The 22,144-nt window shown below is 56.7% G+C and carries 21 protein-coding genes; 10 read left to right on the forward strand and 11 right to left on the reverse strand.

Going from position 1 to position 22,144, the window contains the following annotated elements; all coding sequences use genetic code 11:
- Nucleotides 1-54 precede the first annotated feature (54 nt).
- Nucleotides 55-945 (reverse strand): LysR family transcriptional regulator, encoded by an 891-nt coding sequence (locus J3P93_RS15750; RefSeq protein WP_434589374.1) that lies wholly within the window; start codon nt 943-945, stop codon nt 55-57.
- A gap of 99 nt (nt 946-1,044) precedes the next feature.
- Here J3P93_RS15750 and J3P93_RS15755 point away from each other — a divergent pair, with 99 nt between their 5' ends.
- The 4 genes from J3P93_RS15755 (at nt 1,045) to J3P93_RS15770 (ending at nt 5,648) form a co-directional block, all read left to right on the forward strand.
- Entirely contained in the window at nt 1,045-2,214 is a 1,170-nt protein-coding gene (locus tag J3P93_RS15755) for a mandelate racemase/muconate lactonizing enzyme family protein (RefSeq protein WP_434589376.1), read from the forward strand.
- Between the two features lie 102 nt (nt 2,215-2,316).
- The gene (dctA, locus tag J3P93_RS15760; RefSeq protein ID WP_434589378.1) at nt 2,317-3,624 is read left to right on the forward strand and encodes a C4-dicarboxylate transporter DctA; all 1,308 of its coding nucleotides are present in this window, start codon (nt 2,317-2,319) and stop codon (nt 3,622-3,624) included.
- 121 nt (nt 3,625-3,745) lie between these two features.
- The gene (locus J3P93_RS15765; protein ID WP_434589380.1) at nt 3,746-4,615 is read left to right on the forward strand and encodes an isocitrate lyase/PEP mutase family protein; all 870 of its coding nucleotides are present in this window, start codon (nt 3,746-3,748) and stop codon (nt 4,613-4,615) included.
- Between the two features lie 220 nt (nt 4,616-4,835).
- A complete protein-coding gene (locus J3P93_RS15770) occupies nt 4,836-5,648 on the forward strand; it encodes a DUF1206 domain-containing protein (RefSeq protein WP_434589382.1) in 813 nt (270 codons plus the stop codon).
- Between the two features lie 97 nt (nt 5,649-5,745).
- On the opposite strand, the gene J3P93_RS15775 is transcribed toward J3P93_RS15770, so the two are convergent.
- The 5 genes from J3P93_RS15775 to J3P93_RS15795 form a co-directional block, all read right to left on the reverse strand.
- The gene (locus J3P93_RS15775) at nt 5,746-8,136 is read right to left on the reverse strand and encodes a TonB-dependent siderophore receptor (protein WP_434589384.1); all 2,391 of its coding nucleotides are present in this window, start codon (nt 8,134-8,136) and stop codon (nt 5,746-5,748) included.
- A gap of 108 nt (nt 8,137-8,244) precedes the next feature.
- The gene (locus J3P93_RS15780) at nt 8,245-9,225 is read right to left on the reverse strand and encodes a FecR domain-containing protein (RefSeq protein ID WP_434589386.1); all 981 of its coding nucleotides are present in this window, start codon (nt 9,223-9,225) and stop codon (nt 8,245-8,247) included.
- Nucleotides 9,212-9,727 carry a sigma-70 family RNA polymerase sigma factor gene (locus J3P93_RS15785; protein ID WP_434589388.1) on the reverse strand — a complete coding sequence of 172 codons (516 nt, stop codon included), beginning with the start codon at nt 9,725-9,727 and terminating at the stop codon, nt 9,212-9,214. Before J3P93_RS15785 ends, J3P93_RS15780 begins: the two co-directional genes overlap by 14 nt.
- 162 nt (nt 9,728-9,889) lie before the next feature.
- Nucleotides 9,890-10,678 carry an SDR family NAD(P)-dependent oxidoreductase gene (locus J3P93_RS15790; protein WP_434589390.1) on the reverse strand — a complete coding sequence of 263 codons (789 nt, stop codon included), beginning with the start codon at nt 10,676-10,678 and terminating at the stop codon, nt 9,890-9,892.
- Between the two features lie 430 nt (nt 10,679-11,108).
- Complete coding sequence (locus J3P93_RS15795; protein WP_434589392.1) at nt 11,109-11,468, reverse strand: DUF6124 family protein; 360 nt, start codon at nt 11,466-11,468, stop codon at nt 11,109-11,111.
- Between the two features lie 588 nt (nt 11,469-12,056).
- Between J3P93_RS15795 and J3P93_RS15800 the strand changes: the two genes are divergently transcribed.
- The 3 genes from J3P93_RS15800 (at nt 12,057) to J3P93_RS15810 (ending at nt 15,468) form a co-directional block, all read left to right on the forward strand.
- Nucleotides 12,057-12,563, forward strand: a complete 507-nt coding sequence (locus J3P93_RS15800; RefSeq protein WP_434589394.1) for a hypothetical protein — start codon at nt 12,057-12,059, stop codon at nt 12,561-12,563.
- Between the two features lie 392 nt (nt 12,564-12,955).
- A complete protein-coding gene (locus J3P93_RS15805; protein ID WP_434589396.1) occupies nt 12,956-13,594 on the forward strand; it encodes a hypothetical protein in 639 nt (212 codons plus the stop codon).
- Nucleotides 13,591-15,468 (forward strand): caspase family protein, encoded by a 1,878-nt coding sequence (locus tag J3P93_RS15810; protein WP_434589398.1) that lies wholly within the window; start codon nt 13,591-13,593, stop codon nt 15,466-15,468. Before J3P93_RS15805 ends, J3P93_RS15810 begins: the two co-directional genes overlap by 4 nt.
- 1,152 nt (nt 15,469-16,620) lie before the next feature.
- On the opposite strand, the gene J3P93_RS15815 is transcribed toward J3P93_RS15810, so the two are convergent.
- Nucleotides 16,621-17,052: a type II secretion system protein N gene (locus J3P93_RS15815; RefSeq protein WP_434589400.1), complete on the reverse strand. Its 432-nt coding sequence runs from the start codon at nt 17,050-17,052 to the stop codon at nt 16,621-16,623.
- Nucleotides 17,053-17,185: 133 nt separating this feature from the next.
- Between J3P93_RS15815 and gspH the strand changes: the two genes are divergently transcribed.
- Nucleotides 17,186-17,638 (forward strand): type II secretion system minor pseudopilin GspH, encoded by a 453-nt coding sequence (gspH, locus tag J3P93_RS15820; protein ID WP_434589402.1) that lies wholly within the window; start codon nt 17,186-17,188, stop codon nt 17,636-17,638.
- Nucleotides 17,635-18,243 carry a prepilin-type N-terminal cleavage/methylation domain-containing protein gene (locus tag J3P93_RS15825; protein ID WP_434589404.1) on the forward strand — a complete coding sequence of 203 codons (609 nt, stop codon included), beginning with the start codon at nt 17,635-17,637 and terminating at the stop codon, nt 18,241-18,243. Before gspH ends, J3P93_RS15825 begins: the two co-directional genes overlap by 4 nt.
- Nucleotides 18,244-18,564: 321 nt before the next feature.
- Here the strand turns inward: J3P93_RS15825 and J3P93_RS15830 are convergent, their stop codons facing one another.
- Genes J3P93_RS15830 through J3P93_RS15840 form a run of 3 tightly spaced genes read right to left on the reverse strand, consistent with a single transcriptional unit; the run spans nt 18,565 to nt 20,805 of the window.
- Nucleotides 18,565-19,503 carry a FecR family protein gene (locus J3P93_RS15830; RefSeq protein ID WP_434589406.1) on the reverse strand — a complete coding sequence of 313 codons (939 nt, stop codon included), beginning with the start codon at nt 19,501-19,503 and terminating at the stop codon, nt 18,565-18,567.
- A gap of 31 nt (nt 19,504-19,534) precedes the next feature.
- Entirely contained in the window at nt 19,535-20,086 is a 552-nt protein-coding gene (locus J3P93_RS15835; protein WP_090282961.1) for an RNA polymerase sigma factor, read from the reverse strand.
- Nucleotides 20,083-20,805, reverse strand: coding sequence for a secretin and TonB N-terminal domain-containing protein (locus tag J3P93_RS15840; protein WP_434589409.1), 723 nt, complete (start codon nt 20,803-20,805; stop codon nt 20,083-20,085). The genes J3P93_RS15835 and J3P93_RS15840 overlap by 4 nt, the downstream gene beginning before the upstream one ends.
- Before the next feature lie 149 nt (nt 20,806-20,954).
- Between J3P93_RS15840 and J3P93_RS15845 the strand changes: the two genes are divergently transcribed.
- On the forward strand, nt 20,955-21,269 hold the full coding sequence (locus tag J3P93_RS15845) for a hypothetical protein (RefSeq protein WP_434589411.1): 315 nt from the start codon (nt 20,955-20,957) through the stop codon (nt 21,267-21,269).
- 288 nt (nt 21,270-21,557) lie between these two features.
- Here J3P93_RS15845 and J3P93_RS15850 read toward each other — a convergent pair whose 3' ends face one another.
- Nucleotides 21,558-21,998 (reverse strand): carboxymuconolactone decarboxylase family protein, encoded by a 441-nt coding sequence (locus J3P93_RS15850; RefSeq protein ID WP_090282959.1) that lies wholly within the window; start codon nt 21,996-21,998, stop codon nt 21,558-21,560.
- Nucleotides 21,999-22,144 lie beyond the last annotated feature (146 nt).

The raw sequence follows: 22,144 nt of genomic DNA on the forward strand, positions 1-22,144 counted from the left end.
GACTGAATGGCCAGGAACGGAAATAGCTCACATCACGAGCGAGAAGACGCGTCATTAAGAGTGCGCCTTATCGTTGCCCACCCGGGCCCAGAATTCTTCCGCCGACGGGCTGATGGGTGCCGTCGGGCGCGTGAGGTGAATTTCCAGAGGGATATCCCAGCTTTCGTCCAGCGCCCGCACCAGACGTCCGTCAGTCATCTCCTGTTCGGTCAGACTTTTTGGTAACCAGGCGACCCCCTTGCTCTCCAACGCCATCGACATCAGAACCGCAGCCAGATGGCTGCTGAAAAGGGGTTTGAGATGAAGATAATCTTCTTTGCCGTGGAGTCGGTGAGCGACGATTCGGCCGAGGCCCGATTCGTGGGTGTAGGCCAGATAAGGCAGGGTTTCAGGGGAGGTACCGAAATGGGCAGAAGGACTCGCCAGTGGCACCAGCACATCCTCGCCGATCTTTTTTCCAATGAACTGGTCAGGGGCTAGCAACGGCGGTACATCGGGGTGGCGATGACACAGGAGAAATTGAACCTGGCCCTGGATCAGCATCTGCTCGCACACCGCCATGCTGTCTGAATGCAGACGCACCGCTTCTATCGGTGCGCCGTTTTCGGCGCTTCTCAACCATCGTGGGAAGAAGGTGAATGACAGAGAATGAGTCGCTGCAAATTGCAGTGTTTTTGCAGCCATCCCCGCCACTTCCTGTGCCTCGGAGCGCATCCGGTACAGGCGCCTGGCCGCCTCTTGGGCGCTAGGCAAAATCTGTCTTCCGGCCTCGGTCAAGGTCGCTCCCTGCGGGGTGCGGACGAACAGTTCGACGCCCATCCAATTCTCCAGCGAACGGACTCTGCGGCTAAAAGCAGGCTGCGTCACGTGGCGCGCTTCAGCGGCACGAACAAAGCTGCCGTATTCCGCAAGCGCTGAAAAATCCTCTAGCCAAACGAGTTCCAAAGGCAATGCCTCCTGTGCATAGGGCGCGGCATTAATAGCATTGGGCGGGTGTCATCGCAAAGCATAACGTGGGGCCACAAACAACAAGAGGAACCCGTCATGCGTATCGTCGACATCCGTGAAAAAACCGTTTCCATTGCCTCGCCGATTGCCAACGCGTATATCGATTTTTCCAAAATGACCTGCTCGGTCGTCGCGGTTATCACGGATGTGATTCGCGATGGAAAACCGGTCATCGGCTACGGTTTCAACTCCAACGGTCGTTATGGTCAAGGCGCTCTGATGCGTGATCGCTTCCTGGCGCGCATCACCGAAGCGGATCCAGAAACGCTCGTCGACCATGAAAACAATAACCTCGATCCGTTTGCCATCTGGAAAGCCCTGATGACCAACGAAAAGCCTGGCGGTCACGGTGAGCGCTCGGTCGCGGTGGGCACCATCGACATGGCGGTATGGGATGCCGTCGCCAAGATCGAAGGCAAACCGCTCTATCGTCTGCTCGCCGATCGCTACCGTAACGGCGTGGCGGATGACAAGGTCTGGGTCTACGCAGCAGGCGGCTATTACTACCCAGGCAAGGACCAGAGCAAACTCAAAGCGGAAATGCAGAGCTACCTGGATCGTGGCTACGACGTTGTCAAAATGAAGATTGGTGCGGTGCCACTCGACGAAGATATCCGTCGCATCGAAGCGGTACTCGAAGTGGTTGGTGACGGTCGTCGACTGGCAGTCGATGCCAACGGTCGTTTCGATCTGCAGACCGGTATCGCTTACGCCGAAGCCATCAAGAAGTACAACCTGTTCTGGTACGAGGAAATCGGCGACCCGCTCGACTTCGCACTGCAGGCCGAACTTGCCAACCACTACGAACTGCCCATGGCCACCGGGGAAAACCTGTTTTCCCACCAGGACGCTCGCAACTTGCTGCGTCATGGCGGCATGCGCCCGGATCGCGACTTCCTCCAGTTCGACTGCGCGCTGTCCTATGGGCTCGTGGAGTACATGCGCACCCTGAAAGTGATGGAAGAAATGGGCTGGTCGTCGCGCCGCGTGGTTCCGCACGGTGGTCATCAGATGTCCCTGAACATCGCCGCCGGTCTGCACCTGGGCGGCAACGAATCCTACCCCGACGTGTTCCAGCCTTTCGGCGGCTTCGCCGACGGCATCAAGGTGGAAAACGGTTATGTCGGCCTGCCGGATATTCCAGGTGTCGGCTTCGAAGCCAAGTCCGCCTTGTACGCCGTCATGTGCGAGCTGGGCGAAGGCTGATTCAACTCGATCTGCGGTTTCTTTTAGAGGGGCCGCAGACTCAGGCGTCTTTCGCCGACGCCAAACCACATGCCCATCACAACAATAAAATGAGGTGCTTCCGTGGAAACGTCCAAGTCCCGCTGGTACAGCCAGCTGTATGTGCAAGTGCTGATCGGCATCGTGATCGGTGCCGCGATCGGTTACTTCGTACCCGATATCGGCGCCAAGCTCCAACCCTTCGCCGATGGCTTTATCAAGCTGATCAAAATGCTCTTGGCGCCCATCATCTTCGGTACGGTCGTAGTCGGTATCGCGAAGATGGGCAGTATCAAAGAGGTCGGGCGGATTGGTGTGAAAGCGCTGATCTACTTCGAGATTCTTTCAACCATCGCCCTCGTCGTCGGCCTGATCGTGGTCAACATCGTCAAGCCTGGCGTCGGGATGAATATCAACGTTGGCGCGCTTGATGGCAGTGCGATCAGCAAGTACAGCCAGGCCGCGACTGAGCAAGGCGGCACCGTTGAGTTCTTTCTCAACATCATCCCTCACACCTTCCTCGGCGCGTTCTCCAACGGCGTCATGCTGCAGGTCATTCTGCTTTCAGTATTGATGGGTGTGGCTCTGGTTCAGATGGGCGAAACCAGCAAACCCTTGATCAATACCATCGATCTGTTTCTGCAGGGTCTGTTCAGGATCGTGGCGATGGTCATGCGCCTGGCGCCACTGGGTGCCGGTGCCGGCATGGCGTTCACGATTGGCAAATACGGGATCGGCACGCTGCTATCGCTCGGGCAGTTGCTGGTCGCCCTCTACATCACCACCTTGATTTTCATCGTCGTGGTACTGGGTACGGTGGCCAGATGGTCGGGGATGCCGCTGATGCAGTTTCTGCGCTACTTCAAGGATGAAATCCTCATCACGCTTGGCACCTGCTCAACCGAAGCGGTGTTGCCCCGCATGATGGTGAAACTGGAAAAACTTGGCTGCAAAAAATCCGTAGTCGGCATGGTGCTGCCGACGGGCTACACCTTCAACGCAGACGGCACCTGCATCTATCTGACCATGGCCGCCATCTTCATTGCCCAGGCGACCAATACGCCACTGACCTTTATGGATCAGATGATCTTGCTGGGCGTATTCCTGCTGACCTCAAAGGGCTCGGCCGGGGTGGCGGGCGCAGGCTTTGTAACACTGGCCGCAACGCTCACCACCATTCACTCCATTCCTCTGGTGGGCCTGGTCTTGCTGCTGGGCATTGACCGGTTCCTCAACGAAGCGCGGGCCGTGACCAACCTGATCGGTAACGGCATCGGCACCATCGCTATTGCCAAGTGGGACAACTCGTTTGATGTCGAGGCGTGCGAGCGTGAAATCGCCGCCATGAAACACGAGAAAGCGACCAGGAAGGCATTGCTGGCGCAGAAATAATCTGCAAAGGGATCCGGTCATCTTGCCGTGGCATAGGGCTATGACCGGTAGCGCCTTCCAGGTCTCGTTCAACTCGGATGAGACCTCGCACATCACTGGTAGATATTCGATGGAGCCGAGAATGATTGAGCGATCACATCATGAATTACGCCAGGCGTTCGGTGATTTACTCAGAGGAAACGTCTGCAGGTTTGCTGCTTCAGTATTCGATCCGATCTCGGTGCGTATGGCTGGCGACCTTGGCTTTGAGGTGGCCATTCAAGGAGGTTCCGTCGCCTCGCTTCAGGTACTCGGGGCACCGGACATTGCATTGCTCACGCTGGATGAGTATGTCGAGCAGGTTTCCCGAGTCGGCCGGGCCAGCCAGATCCCGATCATCGCGGATGCTGACCATGGATACGGAAACGCGCTGAATGTCATGCGCACAGTGACCGAGCTGCAGAAAGCCGGTGTCGCTGCCCTGACGCTGGAAGACACCCACCTGCCGGCCAGGTACGAGGAGCAATCGCCTGTGCTTATCCAAAGGGAAAAAGCCGCGAGCAAGATTTACGCTGCGCGGTTTGCCCGATCAGATGATGCCCTCAGCATCATCGCCCGCACCAACGTGGCCGTGACCACGCTGGAAGATTCCATTGCACGCACCGCCGCCTATGAAAAAGCCGGGGCCGACGCGATTTGTCTCGTTGGGGTCAAAGACTTCGGGCATCTGGAAGCACTCACCGCACATCTCAGTGTGCCGATCATGCTGATCAACTATGCAAATCCGGCGCTGAGCGATGTCGAGCAACTGAGTGCTGCCAATGTGCGGATTGTGGTCAATGGGCATGCGCCGTATCTGGCTGCAATCGAAGCGACGTACGCGGCGTTGCGTGAACAAAGCGGCGCAGGGGGAAACGGGCTTTCGCTATCTGAGTTGCTTGCTAGATACACACTCTCGGACCATTACCGGGAGTGGGCGGAAACCTATTTGAGGTCGGGTCGTGATTCGTGAGTTTGAAGCCGGTGAACTAAAGTGTCATGGGGCGAGGCTGGAGACATTGTCGCCGCAGACGGACCGCCCCTCACCCTAGCCCTCTCCCCCTGGAGAGGGAACCGATTCGGGGATATTCGAGGGTTGCGTCGACCTGAACGTGGCTCGTTGAATCCAAGCAAGTAGAACCCCCGCCAGCAAGAGGGGTCTGCTCTTGTATACCCTCTCTGGATTACATCGAATGTCCGCGCAACATAGCCTGGTAATACTCGCTCGGGGCGGTTACGCCGCTCGTGGCGTGCTGTATTTGATCATCGGTATCTTCGCCCTGCTGGCAGCACAGGACTCGACAAAACCCAAGGACAGCCACAAAAGTCTGGAGGCACTGCTCAGCCAACCGTTCGGCTATTTCCTGGTGGGGCTTGTGGTAGCAGGCTTGCTTGCTTTTGCGGCTTGGCGCGTCCTGCAAGCGACGCGTGATGTTGATCATCATGGCAAGGACCTAAAAGGTCTGGTCATTCGCGCGGGTCTGCTGGCGGGCGGTATGGTCAACGGCGCTTTAGCGATCTTTGCACTGGGCTTGCTCGTCAGCGGCATCAGAAGCTCGGGCGACTCAGGTGGGCAGACCAAAGACTGGCTGGCGCATTTGTTGTCCTGGGACCACTCGAATCTTTTGGTGTACCTGATCGCACTCGTTCCGCTGGGGGTCGGTATTGCTCACATCATCAAGGGCTGGAAGGCGACGTTCGAGAAATACTTTGAGGCGGACGAGGATGTCATGCGGTATGTCCGCCCCGTCTCGAGGTTCGGCCTGATCGCCCGTGGGGTGGTTTTTATAGAGATTGCGGTGCTGCTGGCTGTCAGCGGTTCCACTTATCAAGCGATGGATCCACCGGGTATGAAAGAGGCTTTGGATGCGCTGCAGAATCTTCCAGCGGGTTGGTTGATTTTGATCGTGATGGCGTTGGGGTTGATGGCTTTCTCGGTTTACAGCTTTTCTGAAGCTTTCTGGCGAAAGATCAATATGGATGTGCCTGGGGTAGCGAGACCGTAAAGCTACGTTCATCGCTTGCCGATTGGAAACCACGTTGGCGGTACCCGCGATAAAGCGGGCACCGCTTCCTGGCAAAGCACAAGGCTTAAACCCCCACTTACCAGTTGTAACTCACTTTGGCGGTAATCTCGCGACCCGGGTTGTAGAAGTTCGCTGTGCCGGAACCGACCACGTGCTGCTCATCCAGCAAGTTGCTGACGTTCACCGCAAGATCGGTACCCTTGGCGATCTTGTAGTTGAAGGCAGCGTCGAACAGCGTGGTGCCGTCGCTTTTGCCGGAGTTGGCTGCATCGAAGTAATAAGAACCGACATAACGCGCGCCCAAGCCAACGCTGACATCCGTGCCGGGCAGGTCGTAATAACTCCAGAGCGACGCGGAGTGCTTGGGCGCCGTGGCAAACTCGTTACCCTTCAGCGAACTGCCGTCGTACAACGAACCGCGCAGTACCTCAGACTCCATGTAGGAATAACCACCGATCAGGCTGAGGTTCTGCGTCACCTGCGCCTTGGCCTCCAGGTCGAGACCACGGGCCCGCGACTCACCCACCGTTTGTTGCTCGATGATGCCGCTCGGCAGCACCACGGCGATGGTGACGTTCTCCTGGGTCAGGTCATAAACGGCGGCGGAAAACAGTGCGTCCATCCCCATCGGCGCATATTTCACGCCCACTTCGTACTGCCGGCCCGTCTGCGGTGTGACGCCAACTTGCGGCGGCGAGACGGATTCGACCATGCTCACATAAGTGGACACTTCGTCGTTGACGATGTAAGTCAACGCACCGCGGTAGGAGGTTTCGGAGAAGGTATCTTTCTCGGTCGATTGCAAACCTTTGCTGGTCAGGTCCATCGAATCGTTGCGCACACCACCGGTGACGATGAAACGCTCGTAGAACGACAGGTTCTGCTGGAGGAACACGGCCTTGGTGGTCGCGTCTCGCTTGTTCACGGCATACGGCGCGATTGAACGTGAAACACCGGTAAACACCGGATTGGCAATATCAATCGGGGTCGTCAGGTCGTAGACCGAGCTTTCCTTGGTGGTCGAATCGAGGTACTCCACGCCCACCAGACTGCTGCTGTCGATGTTCTCGAAGCGGGCATCGTATTGCAGCATCAGATTGCCGTTGAACTGGTCGGCCTCGGTGTCTGTTCCAAACAGATAGCGGTCGACGGTCGTACCGACACGTGCGGCGCTGTCGCTTAAGTAAACGTAGCCAAAATCATCGGTCAACTTGCTGTAACGCAGATTGCTGCGCAGTACGAAGCCGTTGTCGAAGTCATGGGTGACGTTACCGCTCAGGCTGGTGCGCTCGACATCGTGGAAGTTGTAGCTCGGCTCACCATAGAACTTGCTGCGGTCGTATTCCTTGTCCAGTGGATAACCGCCACTGTTGGGCGAACTTTCGGTTTTCAGGTAATCCAGAATCACCGTCGCCGACGTGTAATCCGACGGAGCCCAGGTCAGGCCACCCATAAACAACTGGTTGTCGTCCTGTGAGTGATCGTACTCGCGGTCGCTGTTCTGGCCTTTGGCAGTGAAGCGCCCAGCCAGGGTTTTCTCGTCGTTCAGCGCATCCCCCACATCGATGCCGGTCTCGACATGATCGAACGAGCCGTAGGTCACATAACCCTGACCAAACTTCTCGAAGCGCGGCTGTTTGGTCACGAAGTTCACCGAACCGCCCGGGTCTGCGGGGCCAAACAGCGTGGAGTTGGCGCCGCGCAGAATCTCGATGCGCTCATAGGCGAATGGATCTTCGCGTACGCCGCGCATCGAACTCAGGGTCAAGCCGTCACGGTAGGTGGTGGCCTGGAAGCCGCGGATCTGGAAATAGTCGTTGCGGTCATCCGTGCCATAGAAGTCACTGACCACACCCGGCGTGTATTGCAGCGCCTCTTCCGTGGTGCTGACGCTGCGTTGCTGCATTTCCTTGTTGGTCACCACCGACACCGATGCCGGTGTATTGAGAATGCTGGTGGCCACCTTGCCGCCCACCCAGAGCTCCTTGGCGACCACCGAGTTGGTGTCGTCGTCGGCGCTGACCCGAACCTTGGCATTGATGATGAGGGGCGCAAGGCGATAGTCCTCGACGTCCGTTGCGTCGAGCTCCAGCGGGCCGGCGGGCTTTGCCTGAGGCACCAGCAGGTAGGCATTCGGGCCTTGCTGTTCGATTTGCAATTCGCTGCCTTGCAGCAACGATGACAGCGCTGCCGATGTATCGAGCGTGCCATTCACGCCAGCCGTGGTGCGGTTCGCGACACTCGACGCGTCGAAGGAAAGACTGACGCCCGCCTCGCGCGCAAAGCGATCAAGCGCCGGCGCCAGTGGGCCCGCAGCGATGTTCCACGCTTTGACTTGATTGCTCGGGTCAGCGCTCGACGTTTGCGCCAGCGACGGCAAGGCGTAGCTGCTGACGATCAAACCCAAAATCGCAGCGTGCAAGGCGCGATTCAGTGGATGGCGCTGTGAAACCGGGGACGAACTCATTTTCTCGCTCCAAGAAAGGACATCGACAGACTGGCCTGTATTCCGGCCTTCCAAAGAGGTCGAACGAGAATGAGAAACCACCTCATTATTTTTCACGCAGTACGAAATTCAGCTTGCAGCGGTCACGGTCACCCAATAACGGGTTCGATAATCGACGTGCAAGTGCAGCGATTGCGCGATCAACGCCAGGACCTGATCGTTGTCGGCAAGCTGGAAGGTCCCGGACACACGACGGTCCGCGACCTCTTCGGCGCAGCGCAACACCCCGGGGCGATAACGCGACAACTCCGCGATGAAATCACCGAGGCGCATATTGCGCGCACTGATCACCCCGTCACCCCAGCTCCAGGGATCAAGGCCCTTGTCGCTAAACGTTCGCACGCCACTGGATGTGAACAGCAACTGATCGCCTGCCTGCACGCTGCGGCTCGCAGGCGTTTGACGGGCGCCGGGGAACAGCGTGACGGATCCTTCCTGAGCCGCGACCAGCGTGCCATCGTCACGCTCGCGGACCAGAAAGCGCGAGCTGTGGGCTTGCAGGAGGCCGTCGCGTGATTGCACCCAGAGCGGTCGCGCTGGATGCGAGTGTTGATCCGCGCCGACATTCACGATGATTTCACCTCGCCGCAGGATGATCAGGCGTCGCTGGGCGTCGAACTCGCTGTCGACGGCGCTATCGCTGTTGAGCTGGACCAGGCTGCCATCATCAAGCTGGAATCGGCGTCGCTCGCCGGTGCTGCTGCGCTGCTGCGCAAGCATGGCGGGTACCGGCGTGTAGTCCCGGCCGAGCCAGGCTGCCGTGCCAACAGTCGCCAATAGGCCCAGCAGCTTCAGGCTTTCGCGCCGGCGCATTCCCTGACGGCTGCCAGCAAGGGTTTGTCGGGCCAGTTGCGCGGGCACGCCTTCGAAGTCATCGCCAAGGGTTTCTACACGCTGCCACGCCAACCCATGCTCCGGGCGCTGCTGCAGCCAGTGCTCAAAACTGCGCTGTGTCTGTTCATCGGCTTGATTGAAGCGAACGCGCACCAGCCATTGGATCGCCTGTTCGACAATGGCCGGATCGAGCGCCTGCGGCTCAGGCTTCGACATAACGCAAGCGATAGCAATGTTGCAGGGCCGTGGCCAGGTCGCGCTCCACCGTCGCGCGGGAAACACCGAGCTTTTCGGCTATCTGCGCGCAGGTCAGCCCGTCGAGCCGGGCAAACAAAAACGCCTGTCGGATTCTTGGTTTAAGCGTACCGAGCATGCGGTCTATGCGTTCGAGCGCATCCAGGATCACCAGCCGGCTCTCTTCCGAGGGCACCTCGTGTGGAGGCAACAACATGACGCTTTCGAGGTAGGCACGTTCGAGCTCGCGACGACGATACTGATCAATCATCAGCCCACGGGCGATACTGCTCAAATAGGCGCGCGGTTCGCGCAAGGGGCTGGACTGACGAGATTTGAGCAGACGCACGAACGTGTCCTGCGCCAGATCGGCAGCGTTATCGCGGCATCCGGTGCGCCGGATCAGCCAGCCCTGTAACCACGAATGGTGGGTGCGATAGAGCAGCCCTAGATCAGCAGTGCCTAGTGTTTCGTCGCTGCGCATCGGAATCCCGGCGAATACATGATTGATAATGAATCGCATTCTACTCACGGGATGAGGACTTAGGCAAATACCCCTTTCCGCCCACTCAAACCCAACTGAAAACCTCCTTGAATGCTGACGGCAGCCATCGTGTCGACTGACGTACCGTCAGCAGAATAAATCTCAGACGATGCTGTCGATCACCCCGCCGTCGACGCGCAACGCTGCGCCCGTGGTGGCGGACGCCTGTTCGGAGCTGACATAGATGATCATGTTCGCGACTTCCTCAACGCTGGCGGCACGCTGGATGATCGAGGAGCTGCGGTGTGCGTTGACGAAGTCGGCGGCGACCTTCTCCAGGCTCTCGCCGCTGCTTGCGACGGTGGAACTGAGCATTTGCGCAACGCCTTCGGACAGGGTCGGCCCGGGCAGCACGGCATTGACCGTCACCCCGGTGCCCGCCAGACGCTTGGCGAGGCCGCGCGACACGGCGAGCTGCGCGGTTTTGCTGAAGCCGTAATGAATCATGTCAGCCGGAATATTCACCGCCGACTCCGACGAGATAAACACGATCCGCCCCCACTTGCGCTCCACCATGCCCTGCGCATAGGCGCGTGACAGGCGCACGCCGGACATGACGTTGACCTCGAAAAAGCGTTGCCACTCGCTGTCCGGTATCTCGAAGAAATCCTGCGGATTGAACACACCGAGATTGTTGATGACGATGTCGAAAGCGCTGTGCTCCGCGACCAGTTTATCGACGCCAGCCTCACTGCCCAGATCACCGGCAAAACCAATGGCCTTGGCGGCCAGTTCGCCCAGCCGTTGCAAAGCACCGTCGACGCTTTCCTGGCTGCGACCGTTGATCACCACCTGCGCCCCCGCTTGCAAAAAGCCCTTGGCCGTCGCAAAACCGATACCGCTGGTGGAACCCGAAACCAAAACCTTACGTCCGGTGAAATCAATGTTCATGATGACCTCGCAATGGGGTGAATGGCTGGATGTTGCAGTGTTTGTAGCGCCTCGATAGTCCGGTTGGATTAGAGATGACTTTTGGAGTTTGTCGAATGATCGTCGGTGCGTCGCCGCTCAAGGTTAATTGCTTATGGATACTCGGGTTATTGCATTAACTCAAAGAAAGGCACGTGCCTGCGCGTCGACACCATTGACGAGCAGTTCAATGACATGACCGTGACGCGCTGGACCCGCGAATGCTCCGAAGCGCCTCAATAACCCAGTAAAGTCAGCGCAGAAAAGTAACCGCCCCACTCCCACAGATCCCAGCCCCGAACACAATATCCGCGACCAACGCAAAACCCTGTGGGAGCCAGCCTGCTGGCGATAGCGGCCGATCAGGCAACAGAGACAGCGCATGTGCCACCGCTGCCCGCCCTACTCCACATCACTCCGGCAACTGCAAATTATCCAAAGCCCGATTCACCGCCAGCTCCCCGAGCATGATCAACTGCGAAATTCCCAACAACGCCCGCCGCTGCGACGCCGGCAACAGACTGGCGACGTTCTGCGTAATGGTCTGGGCCGAAGCGAGCGTTTCACTGGCATCGATCAGCAGCTCTTCGTTTTTGTTGTCCGCAGTTACCGCATACATCCCACGGTATTTACGCGGCGGCGGCGTGGAACCGGGCTGACAGAGATAATGGTCAAGCGCACGGTCGGCGGCTTCGTGGAGTTTTTTGGAGTGGGTGGATTCGTAGGGGGATGTGGGGTTGGATTCGGGTGGGTTGGGTGTGGGTTTGATCATGGTGAAGCTCCATTTTTATACCTGGTGGAACCACCAAAACCTGTCGCTAAACAGATAAGGGTGGCAGCTGTACGCGGGTTAGCGAACCGAGAGGTATAAGACCCGGCAGACCCGAAGGTCTCCCACGCACAGCCACCATATCGTCATCGCAAGCGTCTGCGACAAACTGGAGCGTCGTTGAACTTATACCTGGTCGGGTCGCTAAACCCGGTCGCTGGGTTACCAGCGACACGTAGACGATATAGACCAGGTGAAAAGCCCACAAGCCGGCGGATTCTGGCGTAGCTGTAGGCAAAGGCGCAAGGAGGTGTAGCCTAGGAGAGTGTTTGTAGATGTCTTTTTAAACGTTTGTGTTTATCAAGGTCTCATAACGTTATGTCGCCTCAGACGGATTCGCCCCTCACCCCGTTTGTAAAGCTGTTTTCTTCGCGGCGAAGCATGGCGGCTTTCGGCTAAGAGCGGCCTCTCATCTGAGGGATGCTTCTGGCCCAGGCAGATGGATTGTCTGGGTGCAAACAGTCTCAAAGGAACTGTATGATTCCCTAAACGCGGCATTGGGCTTTTCTCATCAGCAACGGAAGCAAGGCGATGTATCAAGCGCAGTATTGGGTGGAGCTGCAAAATCTTAAAGCGCATGTCTACTATCTAGAACTCTACCAAATCAGATCTGAAAATATAGAGAGAGGAATCGCTATAGTACTAGCCATAGCATCGGCTGGAAGTATTGGTGGCTGGGCCATCTGGAAAGAATACGCGTTTGTGTGGGGCTTCTTCATCATGCTCAGCCAAGTCGTATCGGTCATCTACAAATTTCTTCCATTCAAAGCCCGCATCAAGCCTCTAAGCGCAGCGGGAATAGAGCTTTCTGTATTAGCTGATGACGCAGAAAAAGGGTGGTTTGATGTCGCGCAAGGTGAACTGACCGAACGAGAAATCAACGAAAAACGTTTCGCAATACGCAAGAAGAAATCGGCGGTAATGAAATCTGCATTTGCTGGAATGGTCATTCCTGAGAAAGCAGATCTTATGACCAAAGCCGAGTTACAGATGAGACGGTACTTCCAAAGCCATTACCCGGAGTTGTCCAATGAGTAACGAAAAATCGCAGCCACCGCGCCATAACCCAAGCAGACCAGTACAGACCAATGATCGAGGGTTACCTCCTGTACAAAACACTCTTCCTATGCCGAAAGTGCTACCCCCGAAAAAAGAGAAGTGAATCACAGGTGATCCGGTTCACGACGGTTGAGCTGATCACCTGTTGAATAAAGCATTTTCGCTTGTCCAAGCTTCGAAGCCTGTATTGACCGACAGGAGGTATCTTTACAGTTTGAAAAAGTGCGGCAGCAGGGCATTTTCTACATTCTGTTCTACAATTAAATGTAAGACTCAACGGGTCTATAACAACCGCGCGGCGGCATCTCGTAGTGTTGGTATGGCTGGCTTTAACTTCAGCCGCAACTAGATTGGTAAAAGTGGTGGAGATCATGGAGCGTAGCAGCCTGAGTGTTGATTATTTTGTAGATTCTGACTTTGTAGAAAATTTTAATGAATCCCTGAGAAGACTGTTATCTACGCTTCAGCAAAGCACAATGGCAAAATATATCAATCCAGAAAACGCGCAACGAATAAAGCATGGCGCGGCGTTCTGCAATCCTGCTGCCCCCCAAGTATACAACAGCGGAATTGAAACTCACTCCACGCTTTTTGACATTGCGCTCGAGAGCCTTGCTGCCCATGACGTTAAAGTTTTAGAAAGGTGCTTCAATAGTTTTCAGGAGGATATGGAAGCTCAGTTTGCAAGCATGATTTACTCATCACTAACGAAGGTCTGCGATCAAACTGGAAACGTTGTGGATGCAAAGGAATCTGGATCTCTGCCGCTCGCCTTCTTGGAAATGCTTGAGAAAATAGAGTTTAGTGCGAACAAGGCAGGAGAAGTGACACTGCCAGAGATCCACCTTGGAACGGATACGTTAAATCAGTTCACAAGGGCAATGCAAGAAAGCACTCCAGCATATAAGGCGATGGTCGAAGACATCAAGGCGAGAAAGGTGGCTGAGGCGCTGGAAAGAGAATCTGCTCGAAAAGCTAAGTTTGTGCGTTACGGGGAGAGTTCGCGATGAGGATCCTCTTAGCAATTGGCTGCAACGAATATGATCATGCTAAACCCCTCGATTCTGCAGAGTATGATGCGGTAAGAATATTCAATGCTCTCGTGAAACCCGAAGTTGGTCAGTTCAACAGCGCACACTCTCTACTTCTGCTGTCTCCGACCATTGAACAAGTTAGATCTGCATTAAAAAAATCGCTTTTCGAAAATTCACACATAGAGAATTTCACATTTTTTTTCGCAGGACATGGTGGTGTGAGCTCTGGTAGCTTCCATATGTGGCTCCGAGACACAAGCCCAAGAATACAATCTATGACGGCGCTGTCTTTGAGTGAGTTGTTTAGACTGCTTAATGAAACATCACCAAAGCAGAGCAATATAATTATAGATGCTTGCCAGAGTGGCGGACTGATATCAGATCTCGGAGTATTATTAAAACCTGAGCTTATTGGTGATGCCGGAACACCTGCTTTGACGCTAATCGCTACCTCAGCAAAAAACCAGACCGCCGGCGAAACTCAAGAAGGAGGCATAGGTACTAACGCCATTCTCGACTGTGTTGAAGGGAGAGACTTTGTACAAGACAAAGCAAGCATTTTAGATTTAGTCGAAATAGGTAGACATATCTCAAAAAAACTTGATGACCATGGACAAAATGCAATCGTTTGGGGACTGAATCTGTATGGACCACCTAGTTTTTGCCGTAATCCTAAATATGAAACAGATCCCAATACACCTCTTCGTAGTTTAATGCATCAGTGGCCATCAAACCTCGACAAAGCAATAAAAGACAATTACAACGACATATGGAGCACATATGGTGCATTGGATCGGCATTGGAATGCTTCACAGTTTATCCCACTTGTGAATTCAGTTTTAAATCCATGCAGGGAAAATGAGTCGATATTAATTAGCTGTGCTGATCGGTTAGCTGTGACATTCTCTACAAAAGCTGCACAGTCTAATGACGCTTACCGGACGCCTATGATCACTGCTGGGATAGTGGCTTGCCTACTCCCGAGCTTGGGTGCACCTATAGTAGATATTGGAGCAGAACTGCTAACTCACAAGCTTGTCGATGAGCTTCTGGTCGTAAACGAATCCGTATTGTCCTCACTGGAACAAAATAAGTACTGTTTGTTGCCAAGAGAGGGTGGTGGCTTTGTGGAGCTGTATCAATTACCTCTTCGTTTATCTAAAATTCTCGGTTGGGCAGGAGTAGCGTTTCTTTGCGCGCCGGAATTAAACAAGACAAAAGCAGGACAACAATTCGCAGACATCCTCAATAAAATATTGGAGCTGTATTCTGGTTCTGTGATTGCATTGAGTGATGCTCAAGCTTCACACTGGGAGGTCTCTCTAGCAGTTGCCAAAGCGCTGAACCTCAATGAACAAGCCGAACAGTTAGTAGGATTGCTATTCAACTCTATAATAAGCTGCGAAGGCAAGCTCGCCAGATATGATATCTCCCCCGACAAAGCACTGAGCTATCTACTATCTAGAGAGTATAATAATTTTAAGAACAACTACACCCTTGTTGAGAAGCCAATTGAGACCTTATCCGTGCTATTGCGAGCGGCAAAAATTTTTGAGCTTGAAGATATTTTTAATGAAGATTTGTGGCAGATTGACGGTCTGAGTTTTTCTTGCTATCGCCCAGACTCTTACATTCACTACTCATCAATTTTTATGGAGGGCGGAACGAACGAGGCATGGCAAATCGGTTTTGATGTCTTTCGAGTTGAGGACTTCATAAAGTCATGGACATTATCGCACGAACTCAGCGGAAGCATTGTCTACAAGCTTTCAGTTATTGGATCGTTATTGCTCGAGGATCGTGTACCTTGGTTTTGTATTGATTATTTCCTTGCAAGTACCCAGGATTAGTTTTGACTCGCATTGCAAGTGCGATTACGCAATTGTTTTTGATTAAATCTTACACGAACACGAAGTGAAGTGCTGCGCTAGGTTGTGTGTGTGACAAAATTTTCTCCTATCTGAGTATCCGCTTTTGGCGGTAAGCAGTTACCTCGTACGTCCGCTTTTGGCCGATTGCTGCCGGTCGCGAAAAGCAGAAAACGGCCAAAAGTGGTCAGTCATGACCAACTGCTATCGACCCAAAGCAGACCTTCACATGCTACAAGTTCGAGCGCAGCAACATGCCGATTGCGCTGAAGATGTGGATGTGGATGTTCCCCGGTACTGACCTAGCTGATTGCTGCCTTTTGGGAGAGACCGCTTTGGGCCGATTTTTGACGGCAAAGACTTACCCGTGCGCTTGTCATATCCGATGCAAATGTTTGGTCAATTCGAATGCCAAGAGGTGGTCAAATTAATGCAATTACCCACCTGAACAGGTGATTCTGCCCTTCATGTACACGAAGACCGTTGTTTTAAGTCTTGTCTGCCTCATCTGCGGCGGTTACCGCCCGCTCACCGATATGCCGCTCATAGGAATCAGCCAGCATGTGAAAATATTTGAAAGAAAAGCGCAAAGTTTTCATTGAGACTTTGAATTCCTTGCCGTCTAAATAACCGCCGTTGTGCGTGTAAGAGTTTCTGGCCTTTAATACTTCCTGCCCCTGATAGTGCGTATATTATGTTTTATATAAATCTTAACGCAGATCATTCAATGTTTAGCTCGATATAAAGAGACATACTCAATGTAAGGAGACATTTGGCCAGTGCCCTGCATCATGAACGATCCAGTGATGAACATCCAGCCGCCGTCCTGTCCAATATCCTTAAAGATGTATGTGTTGGTCGCTACGTGGAATAAAACCTGCATCTATGGCCTGGCAGCAATGCCGCAGAAGTCAGCCGCTGCTGGAGGGGGGCTGCATCCCATCTTCAGCTTTCGTTTCATTATATCCCGGAGCCTAAATTTGTCCGCTTTTGGCCCGAAAGCAGCCGTTAACGACCATGCGGTTTTGACAATAGGTCATCTCGACAACTCTCGTCTTTTCCAGATCATTTCGTTGAGATGCGCTTGAATCGTCGACCCATCCAAACTGCAAACAATAGCTTAAATCCCAAAAATCACGGCCTCACCAACCTAGGCAACACCACCCCCTCCCCCAACCTCTCAACCCCCAACCGCACCCTCTCCCCCCCTTGCTCAACCACCACCCCATCTCTCTCAACCGCCACCAACCTCACCCCAACCCCAACCCGCTCCCCCGCCAAAAAGCTCCTCGGCGGTCCATCATTCAAACTCAATATCGCCACCGCCCCGCGACTCCCCGCCATCACGCCGCTTACCTTGATATCCACCGGCGCGGTCTGGTTGGAGAACCACTGCAACGCCGGGCTATCACTGCGTGCCGCCAACAACTGCGGGGCCGCTGCCGGTGTGTGCGATTCGGCGCGGGTCAGCAGCAGCGACGACCATGTCGCGACGCCGATCAGTGCGGCGAGCAGCGCGAGGGCCTGGGCCATTTGCGGTGGGGAAAAGCGTGTGGTGAGTCTCATGGGGTGAATCTCCTTTTTGTCCCTGTTGCCAGCCTACGCGGCAATTCTCTCCGTTTTATTTCACACGCCTTACATGTTGGCGGTGCATCTTGGCTGTTCGGGACATGGCGGGACGCGAAGGAGCGTGCGATCGATGGACGCGGGCAAGCAACGGGGTTTTACGCTGATCGAGTTGATGGTGGTGCTGGTGATCATCGGCATTGCCAGTGCGGCGATCAGTTTGAGTATCAAGCCGGATCCTGCGCAGTTGCTGCGCAAGGATGCCGAGCGGGTGGCGCAGTTGCTGCAGGTGGCGCAGGCGGAGGCGCGGGCGGATGGGCGGCCGATTGTCTGGGTTAGCGATGCGAAGGGGTTTCGGTTTAGTCGGCGTAGCGACAGTGGCCGGGGGTTTGAGCATTTCAAGGATGACGCGCAGTTGCGCCCGCGTGCCTGGCAGAGTCCGAAGGTCGAGGTGCGTGTGGAGCCCAAGCAGCGGGTTGTGCTGAATGCTGAGTGGATCAATCCGCCGTTGCAGGTGACGCTGTCCGATGGCTTGAATCGGTTGAGCGTGCTGCGTGATGGCTCGGGTCGGATCCGTCAGCAATGAGGGCTCAACAGGGGTTTACGCTGATCGAGGTGATGGTCGCGATTTTGTTGATGGCGGTGGTCAGTCTGATTGCCTGGCGTGGGCTGGACAGTGTGACGCGGGCGGATCAGCATTTGCAGGCCAGCAGTGAGCAGAGCGACGGGTTGTTGCGGGTGTTGAATCAGTTGCAGCGCGATGTGGATATGCGTGCGGGGGTTGAGTTGACGGAGCCGCGCAAGGTTGGTGTGGATGATGAGCCGCCGACCGCGCCGCCCGCGATTACCGTGCGCAGCAGTGACAGCAAGGGGTTTCGGTTGGATGTGATTCGCACGGCGGCGGATCAGCCGGGGGCGTTGCAGCGGGTGCGCTGGTGGTTGAAGGGCGACACGTTGTATCGGGCGGTGGCTGAGGCGCGCAGTCGGTATCCGCTGCCGGCGCCGGGGGTTGGGGTGGCGGTGTTGGCGGATGTGCGGGATTTGCAGGTGCGGGTTTGGGAAAAGGATAAGGGTTGGCGGCAGTTGAGTGGGAATCGGCGGGAGGATCCGCAGGGGCTGGAGATTCGGTTGAGTCGGGGGACGCCGCAGGGGGTGGAGGTTTATCGGCAGGTGATTGGGCCGTTGCAGTGATGGTTTTTTGTAGGAGTGAGCCTGCTCGCGATTGCGGTGGGTCAGTTGATGGAGAGGTTGGATGGTGTGGCGCTATCGCGAGCAGGCTCACTCCTACAATTGGATTGGGTTGGGTCAGTTTGGGATTGGTTGGCTGTGGGGGCGCTATCGCTGGCGAGCCAGCTCCCACAGGGATGGGGTTTGGGCAGTGGGAGATGGGTTGGTTGGTGGGTGGCTATCGCGAGCAGGCTCACTCCTACAATTGGATGGGGTTGGGTCAGTTTGGGATTGGTTGGCTTTGAGGGCGTTATCGCTGGCGAGCCAGCTCCCACAGGGATTGGGTTAGCTGAGGACGACCACGCCGCCCGGGAGTTCGGTGCATTTGATGCCGTAGGCGTCGCGGATCAGTAGGGCGACGCCGGCGAGTTGGTCGAGGTTGAAGCGGGCCTGGACGCGGCGTTGGCCGAGGTCGCGGTTGAGCAGCAGGAGCATGCCGGGGCGGTAGCGGTTGATTTCGTCGATCATCTGGCTGAGGGTGGCGCCGTTGAAGACCAGGACTTGTTGGCGCCAGTTCATCACGGCGGCGGTGTCGACGGTTTGGACGCTGCCGATTTGGCGGGCGTCGTAGGTCACTTGCTGGCCGGGTTCGAGGCGCAGGCTGCGGCCGTCTACGTCGACTTCGACCGCGCCGTCGAGGCAGGTCACGCAGACTTGTTGATCGGTGTTGCGCAGGTTGAAGCGCGCCTGACTGGCGCGTAACCACCCGCCTCCGGCCTGCATCGCCAGCGGCAAACGTGCGGTTTGTACTTCGACTTCGCCGCTGACCAGTTCGAAACCCTGCACGCCTTCGGCAACAGTGCGCTGGTTGATGCGGGTCTGGGTGTTGAGTTCCAGGCTCACGCCTTGCGCCGGTTCGACGCGGCGTTGCTGGCCGACTTCGGTGATGTAGTCGGCGCCGAGCCCTTCGAAGCCGCCGGGGATGGTGCCGCGCACCAGCAAAAAGGCGGCGGACGCGGCGATGGCGCCGCCAAGGAAGGCGCGTCGACCGAACCCGTGCGGTGCCTGCACGCCTTGCGCGGCGGGTTGCAGGTTGTGCCACAACACCTTGGCCTGCTCGAACGCCTGCGCGTGTTCGGCGCTCTGCGCACACCATTCGCGCAGGGCGCGGGCGTCGGCGACGGTGGCGCGGCCGGAGGTCAGCAGGATCAGCCAATCGTGGGCTTCGCTGTGCAGGTTGTCGGCCACCGAGGGTTCGGCAGGGGTCAGTCGAAAGATGTTCAAACGCGCAGATTCTCAACGAATTGATCGGGCTCTATTCAGAAGACGGTTTTCCGGCCCCGCGACCGAACCGCTGAAACACTTTTCTTTCCAGTTTCGCTGCGCAGTAGCCCAACGCGGCTTTGATTTCCTTCTCGACCATGCGCGTGGAGATGCCGAAGCGCTGGGAGATTTCCAGGTGCGGCGCCTCTTCCAGGCGTGCGGCGATGAAGATCCGCCGGCGTCGCGCGGGCAGTTCATACAGGGCGCTGAGCAGAGACTGGATTTCCTTTTGCCCGCCGACCACCCGCGACGGATCGAGCGATTCGTCGCCGATCTGCAGCAGCTCTTCGACTTCCTCGCCGGTGAGCAGGCGCGCGTCGGCCTGACGGCGGTCGGCGGCGATGTTCAGGGCCATGCGATACAGGTAGGCATTGGGCCGCAGGACGTTCGGCGGCGTCTCCATGCGGTCGACGCGCAGCCAGGTTTCGTGAAGCACATCGTTGGCCAGGTCCTCCGAGCCGAGACGGCGGCGCAAACGTCCGCGAAAGTCCTCGTAGGACGTCAGAAACAGTTGCGCCAGCGACCCTTGTCCGGTGTCTTTCATCCCCCGGAAACTCCTTCCCATGTGGTGCATTCCATGCGTTTCCCTGACGACTCCGGTAACAACAGCAACGTGACCGGCTGACGCAAGGCACTGGGCGTCGGCCGGTCGATCCTGAATTGACGAAAGCTTTCCACCAGCGCGTTGTCGCGCCGTACATCGCCGGTCGAAGTGACCAACCGGTTGTGTTGCACCACGCCGTCGCGCCCGACCCAGACCTGCAACAGCGCGCGGTAACTGCCCGGCCGGGTCAGCGGCGAGCGACACAGATTGCGTTCGACCGCGGCCTGCACCGCTGTGGCGTAACTGCGGCTGACGGCGATGCTTTCCGCCGACTGCTTTTGCGGCGGCGCCGGCACGTCTTCGACCTGCGCCATTTGCAAGGTAAATGCATCGGCACGGGCATACCGCGCCATCAAGCCACTGCCGCCGAGCAGTCGACGCAAGGCATCGGCGGCGGTGTATTCACCGTCCACCGCCAACGAGCGGCGACCGCGACTCAACTGACTGTCGACCAGCACCGCGACGCCGGTGGCGTGGCTGTACTGGTCCAGCGCATGCGCGAGATCCTGCGCCGGAATGTGCAGGGTCATGCGCATGTCCGCGGGCGGCGGTTGCGCGCCGACCGGGCTCGCCGCGCAGCCAAGCAACCACCCCAGACAGATCCGGCGCACAAGAATCGTTGAACGCTGAAAACCGCCTCGGGAAGTGCCTCGCTGCACGGCTGACGAATCCTTGAAAATCGTCATCCTGAGGGCTGTTTATGAATCTGGTGTGACGGCCGGTGCAAAAAAACCATCACGGGAATTACGCAAGGCTTGCACTAGACTCAAGGTATCGCGCGGCCGCATTGGCCGGCCAGGAGGCGAGCATGAAAACACTGTGGCGAATTACTCTCGGCGGGCTGTTGCTGACCGCCGTGTCTGGCGCTTATGCAGAGGAACCGTTGGGTTGTGTGGAGGTGACGGTCGGCGGCTACAAAGCGCCGAATTACGATTGCCTGAGCCAGCAAATGGGCAACAACCCCGAAGGCGCGGCGGCGGCGCAGAAGAATCTGGAAGCGCTGAATGTGCCGGTTAGCAAGCGACCGCCGAATCAGGTCGGCCTGGCGACACCGGCCGCGACCAGCACGCGGATGGGCAACACTTTCGGCACTTCGGTGAAACCGCAACGCCCACCGCAATAACCCCACCCTCGCCCACTTATCGTTCCCACGCTCTGCGTGGGCATGCAGCCCGGGACGCTCCGCGTCCCCTCCAGAGCCGAACGCAGAGCGTCCGTGGCGGCATTTCCACGCGGGAGCGTGGGAACGATCATGACCAAAACCGTGCCTCCCGGATCGTTCCCACGCTCTGCGTGGGAATGCAGCTCGGGACGCTCTGCGTCCCCTCCAGAGCCGAACGCAGAGCGTCCGTGGCGGCATTCCCACGCGGGAGCGTGGGAACGATCAGCGCGCACTGCGGTAGTCCGACGCTCAGTCGCTGGGGACTTGGCGGAAGCTGACGGCGAGGCGGTTCCAGCTGTTGATCGTGGTCACCGCCATGGTCAGGTCGACCAGCTCTCCTTCGCTGAACTGCTCGCGCGCCTGCTGATAAACGTCATCCGGCACGCGGCTGTCCGCCAACAGCGTCACCGCCTCTGCCCAGGCCAGCGCAGCTCGCTCGCGCGGGTTGAAGAAGTTGCTGTCGCGCCACACCGCAATCGCATACAGGCGCCGATCACTCTCCCCGGCCCGCCGCGCGTCCACCGAATGCATGTCGGTGCAGAATGCGCAGCCGTTGAGCTGCGAAGCGCGAATCCGGATCAATTGCAGCAGCGGCGGCTCGATGCTCAGGTTGGCGGTCAGCGCCTCCATGGCAATCATCGCTTTCATCGCCTTGGGCGAAGCGTTGTAGTAATCCAGGCGCGGGGACATGGTCAGGTCTCGGAGGACGGAATGATGAGTGCACCGTAAGCGCTGACGGGCGCAGGTTACAGCCCCAATATTTCGATTTATGGCTACACCATTAATCTCGGAATCACGCGATCCCCTGTAGGAGTGAGCCTGCTCGCGATAGCGGT

The organism is Pseudomonas sp. R3-57 (genome assembly GCF_051132065.1).
Taxonomy (GTDB): domain Bacteria; phylum Pseudomonadota; class Gammaproteobacteria; order Pseudomonadales; family Pseudomonadaceae; genus Aquipseudomonas.

Bases quoted from the DNA above. Each gene is read 5' to 3' on its own strand.
- J3P93_RS15755 (WP_434589376.1), top strand. From the start codon at position 1,045: ATGCGTATCGTCGACATCCGTGAAAAAACCGTTTCCATTGCCTCGCCG.
- J3P93_RS15825 (WP_434589404.1), top strand. From the start codon at position 17,635: ATGAGGGCTCAACAGGGGTTTACGCTGATCGAGGTGATGGTCGCGATT.
- J3P93_RS15770 (WP_434589382.1), top strand. From the start codon at position 4,836: ATGTCCGCGCAACATAGCCTGGTAATACTCGCTCGGGGCGGTTACGCC.
- J3P93_RS15775 (WP_434589384.1), bottom strand. From the start codon at position 8,136: ATGAGTTCGTCCCCGGTTTCACAGCGCCATCCACTGAATCGCGCCTTG.
- J3P93_RS15810 (WP_434589398.1), top strand. From the start codon at position 13,591: ATGAGGATCCTCTTAGCAATTGGCTGCAACGAATATGATCATGCTAAA.
- J3P93_RS15790 (WP_434589390.1), bottom strand. From the start codon at position 10,678: ATGAACATTGATTTCACCGGACGTAAGGTTTTGGTTTCGGGTTCCACC.
- J3P93_RS15845 (WP_434589411.1), top strand. From the start codon at position 20,955: ATGAAAACACTGTGGCGAATTACTCTCGGCGGGCTGTTGCTGACCGCC.
- J3P93_RS15800 (WP_434589394.1), top strand. From the start codon at position 12,057: ATGTATCAAGCGCAGTATTGGGTGGAGCTGCAAAATCTTAAAGCGCAT.
- gspH (WP_434589402.1), top strand. From the start codon at position 17,186: ATGGACGCGGGCAAGCAACGGGGTTTTACGCTGATCGAGTTGATGGTG.
- J3P93_RS15795 (WP_434589392.1), bottom strand. From the start codon at position 11,468: ATGATCAAACCCACACCCAACCCACCCGAATCCAACCCCACATCCCCC.
- J3P93_RS15815 (WP_434589400.1), bottom strand. From the start codon at position 17,052: ATGAGACTCACCACACGCTTTTCCCCACCGCAAATGGCCCAGGCCCTC.
- J3P93_RS15835 (WP_090282961.1), bottom strand. From the start codon at position 20,086: ATGAAAGACACCGGACAAGGGTCGCTGGCGCAACTGTTTCTGACGTCC.
- J3P93_RS15785 (WP_434589388.1), bottom strand. From the start codon at position 9,727: ATGCGCAGCGACGAAACACTAGGCACTGCTGATCTAGGGCTGCTCTAT.
- J3P93_RS15850 (WP_090282959.1), bottom strand. From the start codon at position 21,998: ATGTCCCCGCGCCTGGATTACTACAACGCTTCGCCCAAGGCGATGAAA.
- J3P93_RS15780 (WP_434589386.1), bottom strand. From the start codon at position 9,225: ATGTCGAAGCCTGAGCCGCAGGCGCTCGATCCGGCCATTGTCGAACAG.
- J3P93_RS15765 (WP_434589380.1), top strand. From the start codon at position 3,746: ATGATTGAGCGATCACATCATGAATTACGCCAGGCGTTCGGTGATTTA.
- J3P93_RS15805 (WP_434589396.1), top strand. From the start codon at position 12,956: ATGGAGCGTAGCAGCCTGAGTGTTGATTATTTTGTAGATTCTGACTTT.